The sequence below is a fragment of the Pseudoflavonifractor phocaeensis genome (assembly GCF_016901735.1).
GTDB lineage: Bacteria > Bacillota > Clostridia > Oscillospirales > Oscillospiraceae > Pseudoflavonifractor_A.
This window is the reverse complement of record NZ_JACLZC010000089.1, coordinates 1-8,286: the sequence shown is the minus strand read 5'-3', so window position 1 is coordinate 8,286 and position 8,286 is coordinate 1. Positions and strand designations below refer to the sequence as shown.

The following is an 8,286-nucleotide window of genomic DNA, read 5'->3' as shown; positions in this document are numbered from 1 at the left end:
CCCTACGACGAGCAGTTCCGCCGGTATCTGGAGCCCTTCGACGCCCTCTCCGTCCGGGAGAAGAGAGGACAGGACCTGGTCCGCGCCATCACCGGCCGGGAGGCCCGGGTGGTGCTGGACCCCACCCTGCTGCTCACCGGAGCCCAGTGGGGCGAACTGGCTGTGCCGCCCAAACAGCAGGGAGATTATATCCTCTGCTACTTCGTCTCCGACCCCGGCGAGGCGGCGCCCTACGCCCTGGCCCTGGCCGAAAAGACCGGGCTGCCCATCGTGCAGCTGGCCGGCGCCCGGCGGAAGATCCCCGGCGCCAAGGAAATCGTCTTTGACGCGGGACCCAGAGAGTTTTTGGGCCTCTTCCAGCACGCCGCCTACGTCTGCACCAACTCCTTCCACGGCGCGGTCTTTTCGGTGCAGTTCGACCGGCCCTTCTTTACCTCCATGTCCCCCAAGGAGCGGGCGGAGCCCACCTATTCCCGCATTTACTCGCTCCTCTCCCGGCTGGGCTGCGCCGAGCGCATCGTGGGGCTGGACGCCACCGCTTCCATCGACGCGCCCATGGATTACGAGGCAATCCACCGCAACCTGGACGCCGCCCGGGCCGACTCCCTGGCCTACCTGAAGGCCGCGGTGGAGGGCGTTGAACTGCCCCCCCTGCCCCGGGAACCGGACGCGCCCAAAAAGCCGGTCCTCTGCAAAGAGGCAGACTGCACCGGCTGTACCGCCTGCGCCTCGGTCTGTCCGGTGGGGGCCATCACCATGAAGCCCGACCACGAGGGCTTCCTCCGTCCGGTGGTTTCCGACGCCTGCGTGCTGTGCCACAAGTGCGAGCAGACCTGTCCCATCCTCCGGCCCAAGGTGGAGGGGCCCGCTCCCGCCTGCGCCCACGCCGTTTGGAACCAGGACGAGACGGAGCGGATGGTCTCCTCCTCCGGCGGCTTCTTCTCCATCCTGGCCCGCCATGTGCTGGACCAGGGCGGCGCGGTCTTTGGCGCGGTGCTGGATGAAAACATGCGGGTCCGCCACGTCTGCGCCCGATCGGAAGCGGAGCTTGCGGCCATGCGCGGCTCCAAATACGCCCAGAGCGACCTGGGCGACACCTTCCGGCAGGTCAAAGCGCTGCTGGACGGCGGCACTCCCGTCCTTTTCAGCGGGGTCCCCTGCCAGGTGGACGGCCTGCTGCAGGCCGTGGGCCGCGGCCTGGACAATCTCATCACCTGCGACCTGGTGTGCCACGGCGTCCCCTCCCCCGCGGTTTTGGCCCATTTCGTGGACAGCGTGGAGCAAAAGGCGGGAAAACCGCTGTCCGGGCTCTCCTTCCGGGATAAGTCCAAGGGCTGGCAGCCCGCCTACCTGACCTGTACCTTCCAGGACGGCAGCCAGGACAGCCAGGTCCTCTACCGCACCACCTTCGGACGGGGCTTCGGCATGAGCCTCTTCCTCCGGCCCTCCTGCGCCCACTGCCGGTATACCAGCCTGAGCCGCCCCTCCGACTTCACCCTGGCCGACTTCTGGGGCCTGGACCCCAAGCTGGCCCTGCCGGTGGAGCGGGATAAGGGCATCTCTATGGTGCTGGTCCACTCCGCCAAGGGACAGGCCCTCTTCGACGCCCTCTCGTCCCGGTTCGGACAGGTGGAACGCCCCCTCCAGGAGGCCGTAACCGGCAACCCCAGGTTGGTCTCTCCCGCCCCCCACAGCCCCAAGCGGGCCGCCTTTTTTGCCTCCCTGGCCGCCAGAGGGTACGAAAAGACCGAAGCCCAGTACCTTACCCCCCCGCCCCTGCCCTACCGCGCCGCGGCCAAGGTCCTGACCCCGGAGATGAAAACCCTGATCCGTAAGGTGCTCAAATAAAAATTTACACTTTGTTCGGGAAATTTCTCCCACCTTCTGCTAAGATGGGGCGTATACTCATCTTACCAACCATTTGGGAGGTCTTTGATCTTGAAATCTTTTGATACCCTGCTCAGCCGCTTTTGCTATAAACACCCCCGGTTCGGCATTCCCAACCTGATGACCGTCATCGTGGCGGGCACCGTGCTGGTGGCCCTGCTGGATATGTTCAGCACCACCATCCTCTTCTCCAATCTGCTCTACTTCTCCCCCGCCCTCATTCTCCAGGGCGAGGTGTGGCGGCTCATCACCTTCGTCTTTGTCCCGGACAGCAGCTACCTGCTGCTTCTGGCTCTCTCCCTCTACTTCTATTGGCTCATCGGCACCACCCTGGAACGGCAGTGGGGTACGGCAAAGTTCAACTTTTACTACCTGATCGGCCTGCTCTTCAACATTGCCGCCGGCTTCATCGCCTACGCCGCCGGAGGCTCCGGCATCGTCAGCATGACCTATGTCAACCTGTCCCTTTTCCTGGCCTTTGCCACCCTCTATCCGGAGATGCAGGTCTATCTCTTCTTCATCCTGCCGGTCAAGGTCAAGTGGCTGGCCTGGCTGGACGCCGCCCTCTTTTTGTGGATAATGGTCAGCAACCTGATCGCCCGCAACTTCCTGGGCGCGGCGCTGCCGGTGCTGGCCCTGCTCAACTACCTGCTCTTCTTCTGGACGGAGCTGGCGGACATCGTCCGCCGGATGGCCGGACGGGCCGCCTATCGGACCTCCCCTCAGACCATCAACTTCAAAAAAGCCGCCCGGCAGGCCCAGCAGAAAAAGGGGTATATCCACAAGTGCGCCGTCTGCGGCAAGACGGACACCGACTACCCCGATATGGAATTCCGCTACTGCTCCAAATGCAACGGCTATTACTGCTACTGTAAGGACCACATCGGCAACCACACCCACATCCAATGACCCGCAAAAGGCGCACGCAGATTCCGGTTCTGCCGTGCGCCTTTTTCCATGGCCCGGAAACTGGAAAAACCTGCTGATTTGCCTCTTGACTTTAGCACTAAAAAGTGGTAGAGTGTAGCACAAGCCAAACGCGATGACGGAGCCAAGTAAGTTTTCGGCCCCCGTTTCAGAGACCTGCCGGCCGGTGCGAGGCAGGAACGGTCCGGAGACCCAATACCCTCCCGAGCGGCCCGCTCAACAGGAGTGCAAGCCTCCCCAGTAGGCGGCGACGGGTGCGCCCGGTACAGCGCCAGGACGCCCTTTTTGCGCGTCCGTCGAGGCCGCCTTGGCGGCGAACTGAGGTGGTACCACGGGTTTTCTCGTCCTCTGTGAGAAGTTGCTTCTCCCAGAGGACTTTTTTTATTGAGAGAGGAGTTTTGTTCATGGTCATCACGGAATTTTTGGAGCGCAACGCCCGCCTGTACCGGGACGAAGTGGCCCTGGTGGAGATCAATCCCTCCCAGGAGCGGGACAAGGCCAAAACCTGGCGGGAATTCAGCCTCATCGAGCGCAGCCGCCCCGACGCCCCCTACCGCCGGGAGATCACCTGGGGACAGTTCGACAAAAAGGCCAACCGCTTTGCCAACCTCCTGCTCAGCCGGGGGCTGAAGCGGGGCGCCAAGGTGGGCATCCTCCTGATGAACTGCCTGGAGTGGCTCCCCATCTACTTCGGCATCCTCAAGGCCGGCTGTATGGCGGTGCCCCTGAACTTCCGCTATTCCTCCGACGAGATCCGCTACTGCCTGGATCTGGCCGACGTGGAGGCCCTGGTCTTTGGGCCCGAGTTTATCGACCGGCTGGAGCCCGTCCTCCCTGACCTCTACCGGGTCAAGCAGTGGTTCTATGTGGGCAAGCACATCCCCGAATGGGCCGAGTCCTACCGGGAGCTGGTGGGCTACTGCTCCCTGGAGGCGCCCCCCGTCCACCTGGAGCTCCACGACCTGGCCGCCATTTACTTCTCCTCCGGCACCACCGGCTTCCCCAAGGCCATCCTGCACAACCACCGGGCCCTCTTCGGCGCCTGCCTCACCGAGCAGCACCACCACGGCCAGACCCACGACGACGTGTTCCTCTGCATCCCGCCCCTCTACCATACCGGCGCCAAAATGCACTGGTTCGGCTCCCTGGCCTCCGGCAGCCGGGCTGTCCTCCTGCGGGGCGTCTCCCCCGAATGGATCCTCCGCACCGTCACCGAGGAAAAGTGCTCCATCGTCTGGCTGCTGGTCCCCTGGGCACAGGACATCCTGGACGCCATCGACAGCGGACGCATCCACCTGGAGGACTACTACCTGGAGCAGTGGCGGCTCATGCACATCGGCGCCCAGCCGGTGCCCCCCAGCCTCATCCACCGCTGGAAGGCCTACTTCCCCAACCACCAGTATGACACCAACTACGGCCTCTCCGAGTCCATCGGCCCCGGCTGCGTCCATCTGGGGGTGGAGAATATCCATAAGGTGGGGGCCATCGGCAAGCCCGGCTACCTGTGGATGGCCAAGATCGTGGACGAGCAGGGCAACGACGTGCCCCGGGGTCAGGTGGGCGAGCTGGCCGTCCGCGGCCCCGGCGTGATGCTGGGCTATTACAAAAACCAGGCCGCCACCGACGAGGTCTTGAAGGGCGAATGGCTGTATACCGGCGACATGGCCCAGGTGGACGCCGACGGCTTCATCTACCTGGTGGACCGCAAAAAGGACGTGGTCATCTCCGGCGGCGAAAACCTCTACCCCGTCCAGATCGAGGACTTCCTCCGCCGGTATCCCAAGATCAAGGACGTGGCCGTCATCGGTATGCCGGACCCCCGCCTGGGTGAGATCGCCGCCGCCATCATCGAAATCAAGGACGGCATGACCTGCACGGAGCAGGAGATCGACGACTTCTGCCAGGAGCTGCCCCGCTACAAACGCCCCCGCAAGATCATCTTTGACCAGGTGCCCCGCAACCCCACCGGCAAGATCGAAAAGCCGGCTCTGCGGGAGAAATACTGCCACGGCCGCCTGGTGGAGGCGCAGACCACCAACTGACACCCCTGTTTTCTCCGCCCCAATCCACAAAACCTGGAGGTCCTACTTATGGGAGACATGTTCATCAAGCTCGTTATGCTCGTCGCTTTCTTCGCCGTGATGGTGGGGATCGGCTTCTACTGCCGCCGCCACGCCACCGACGTCAGCGGCTTCGTCCTGGGCGGACGGTCCGTCGGCCCCTGGCTCACCGCCTTCGCCTACGGCACCAGCTACTTTTCCGCCGTGGTCTTTGTGGGCTACGCCGGTCAGTTCGGCTGGAAGTACGGCATCGCCGCCACCTGGGCCGGCCTGGGCAACGCCTTTTTGGGCTCGCTGCTGGCCTGGGCCGTGCTGGGCCGGCGTACCCGGGTCATGACCCAGCACCTGGACAGCGCCACCATGCCCGAGTTCTTCGGCAAGCGCTTTGACAGCCGGGCGCTGAAGCTGGCCGCCTCGGTGGTCACCTTCGTGTTCCTCATCCCCTACACCGCCTCCCTCTATAACGGCCTCTCCCGTCTCTTCGGTATGGCCTTCTCCATCGACTACTCGGTCTGCGTCATCGTCATGGCGGTCCTGACCGGCGTATATGTCATCGCCGGCGGCTATATGGCTACCGCCATCAACGACTTTATCCAGGGCATCATCATGCTCTTCGGCATCTGCGCCGTCATCGCCGCCGTTCTCAACAGCCAGGGCGGTTTTATGGCCGCTCTGGACGGCCTGGCCCAGGTCACCGACGAGACCGTCACCACCACCCCCGGCGTCTTTGCCTCCTTCTTCGGCCCCGATCCCCTCAATCTCCTGGGCGTGGTGCTCCTCACCAGCCTGGGCACCTGGGGCCTCCCCCAGATGGTGCAGAAATTTTACGCCATCAAGAGCGAAAAATCCATCAACACCGGCATGGTGGTCTCCACCGCCTTCGCCGTCATCGTCTCCGGCGGCTGCTACTTCCTGGGCGGTTTCGGCCGGCTCTTCTCCGACCGGGTGGACGTGGCCGCCCAGGGCTATGACGCCATCATTCCCGCCATGCTCTCCGGTCTGCCCGCCATCCTCATCGCCGTGGTGGTCATCCTGGTGCTCTCCGCCTCCATGTCCACCCTCTCCTCCCTGGTGCTGGCCTCTTCCTCCACCCTGACCCTGGACTTTTTGAAGGAGACCTTCTTGCCCGATATGGACGACAAGCAAAAGCTCCGCTGGATGCGGGGTCTGGTGGTGGTCTTTATCGCCATCAGCGTGGTGCTGGCCATCGTCCAGTACAAGTCCAACCTCACCTTTATCGCCCAGCTGATGGGCGTCTCCTGGGGTGCTCTGGCCGGCTCCTTCCTGGCCCCCTTCCTCTACGGCCTCTATTGGAAGAAGGTCACCAAGGCCGCCTGCGCCGTGTGCTTCCTCTTCTCCAGCGCCGTCATGCTGGCCAACGTCTTTGTGGGCAGCGCCTTCCCCGCCATCCTCCAGTCCCCCATCAACTGCGGCGCCTTCTGTATGCTGGCCGGTCTGGTCCTGGTGCCGGTGGTCAGCCTCTTCACCCGCGCCCCCGCCAAAAAACGGGTGGAGGAGATCTTCTCCTGCTACGAGCAGACCATCACCGTCACGGTGAAGGATTCCATCGGCCGTCCCGCGCCCGCCAAAAAGTCCACAAAAAAGCGTTGACTTTAGCTGGAAGAAGTGGTAAAGTTGTTGTAATCAATCGCCAACGCGATGACGGAAACCAGTAAGGGCGTCCTCCCTCGGCCAGAGAGCTGCCGGACGGTGCGAGACAGCGTGGGACACGCCCTGAATTCCTTCCGGAGCGGCCTGCCCAACGGCTTTTTCGCCCAGTAAGCAGCGACGGGTGCGCCCGATACCGCGCCTGGGATAGTCCCCCTATCCCGCGAGGCCGCGCTGCGGCAAACTGAGGTGGTACCACGGGATTTTCTCGTCCTCTGCAAGAAGGCCCCTTCTTGCAGAGGACGTTTTTCTTTGTCCTGCCGGTCTTTTCTGCAAAATACAAATCGAAAAGAAGGTGTTATGTAATGTCATACGAGTATGGTTCCGTGAAGGTAACGGTGGAAGCCAGGCCGGAAAACATGAGCAAAGCGCTGGACTTTCTCAAAGCCGTAAAGCCTGCCTACGACCAAGAGATGCTGGGCTTTTTCATTCAGGATTGGGAGCGCGCCATGGCCAGCGCTGCACCCGCCCCCGCAGGCCGGAGCAAGTTCGTCATTGACGAGTTTTACGATTCCACCTATCCGGTGGTCTATGGGCTCTATGAACTGGGGAAGGCGATCCCTGACCTGAAACTTCGGGTGACAATGAAAATTGCCAATTCGGTCTCAGATATCAAATGTACCATGACCATGGAAAACAAGCTGGGACAGACCCAGTGGGCTTCTGTAACGCGCAGCTGGACCATGCAGGAGATTCTGGACTTCAACCGTTTGGATGCGTGATTGGAACAAAGGAGGAAAATACATCATGAAAATGCTGATGCTCGGCAACGAAGCCGTGGCCCGCGGCCTCTATGAGGCCGGCTGCGCCGTTGTCTCCAGCTACCCCGGCACCCCCAGCACCGAGATCACCGAGGCCGTGGCCAAATATCCCGAGGTCTATGCCGAGTGGGCCCCCAATGAAAAGGTGTCCATGGAGACCGCCTTCGGCGCTTCCCTGGCGGGCAAGCGCTCCTTCTGCGGTATGAAGCATGTGGGCCTCAACGTGGCCGCCGACCCCCTCTTTACCCTGTCCTACACCGGCGTCAACGGCGGTTTGGTCATCGCCGTGGCCGACGACGCGGGCATGCACTCCTCCCAGAACGAGCAGGACTCCCGCCACTACGCCCGGGCCGCCAAGCTCCCCATGCTGGAGCCCGCCGACTCCGCCGAGGGCCTGGCCTTCGCCAAGCTGGCCTATGAGCTCTCCGAGCAGTTCGACACTCCGGTCCTGCTGAAAATGTGTACCCGCATCGCCCACTCCCAGAGCGTGGTGGAGACCGGCGAGCGGATCACCCCGCCGGAAAAGCCCTATGTGAAGGACGGCGCCAAGTACATCATGATGCCCGGCAACGCCAAGCGCCGCCATCCTGTGGTGGAGGCGCGCACCGCCGCCCTCACCGCCTGGGCGGAGACCGCGGACATTAACCGGGTGGAGGACGGCCCCGACAAGTCCATGGGTATCCTCACCTCCTCCACCAGCTACCAGTATGTGAAGGAGACCCTGGGCGACGCCTATCCCGTGCTGAAGCTGGGTATGGTATGGCCCCTCCCCGTGGAGAAGATCCGCTCCTTTGCCGCCGGCGTGGACAAGCTGGTGGTGGTGGAAGAGCTGGACGGCTTCCTGGAGGCCTGGTGCCGGGAGATCGGCCTGGAGGTGGAGGGCAAGTCCCTCTTCTCCCCCATCGACGAGCTGAGCCAGAACCTGGTGGCCGCCCCCCTGGGCAAGGCCCCCGACGTGGGCGTCAAGCTGGATGCCGCCATCC

The 8,286-nt window shown here is 63.0% G+C and carries 6 protein-coding genes and 1 pseudogene; all 7 read left to right on the top strand.

Annotated elements, in window-relative coordinates:
• Positions 1–1,848: polysaccharide pyruvyl transferase family protein (locus H7U37_RS13745; RefSeq protein WP_204876554.1), on the top strand; the 1,848-nt coding region annotated here is incomplete at its 5' end.
• A gap of 90 nt (positions 1,849–1,938) precedes the next feature.
• Positions 1,939–2,796 (top strand): rhomboid family intramembrane serine protease, encoded by an 858-nt coding sequence (locus H7U37_RS13740; protein WP_338049842.1) that lies wholly within the window; start codon positions 1,939–1,941, stop codon positions 2,794–2,796.
• A gap of 422 nt (positions 2,797–3,218) precedes the next feature.
• Positions 3,219–4,856, top strand: a complete 1,638-nt coding sequence (locus tag H7U37_RS13735) for a class I adenylate-forming enzyme family protein (protein ID WP_204876547.1) — start codon at positions 3,219–3,221, stop codon at positions 4,854–4,856.
• A gap of 57 nt (positions 4,857–4,913) precedes the next feature.
• The gene (locus tag H7U37_RS13730; protein WP_204876556.1) at positions 4,914–6,485 is read left to right on the top strand and encodes a sodium:solute symporter family protein; all 1,572 of its coding nucleotides are present in this window, start codon (positions 4,914–4,916) and stop codon (positions 6,483–6,485) included.
• 48 nt (positions 6,486–6,533) lie between these two features.
• A complete protein-coding gene (locus H7U37_RS16115; protein WP_272873489.1) occupies positions 6,534–6,656 on the top strand; it encodes a hypothetical protein in 123 nt (40 codons plus the stop codon).
• 191 nt (positions 6,657–6,847) lie between these two features.
• Positions 6,848–7,264 carry a hypothetical protein gene (locus tag H7U37_RS13725; protein WP_204876546.1) on the top strand — a complete coding sequence of 139 codons (417 nt, stop codon included), beginning with the start codon at positions 6,848–6,850 and terminating at the stop codon, positions 7,262–7,264.
• Between the two features lie 25 nt (positions 7,265–7,289).
• A pseudogene (locus H7U37_RS13720) lies at positions 7,290–8,286 on the top strand (indolepyruvate ferredoxin oxidoreductase subunit alpha); the annotation flags it as partial.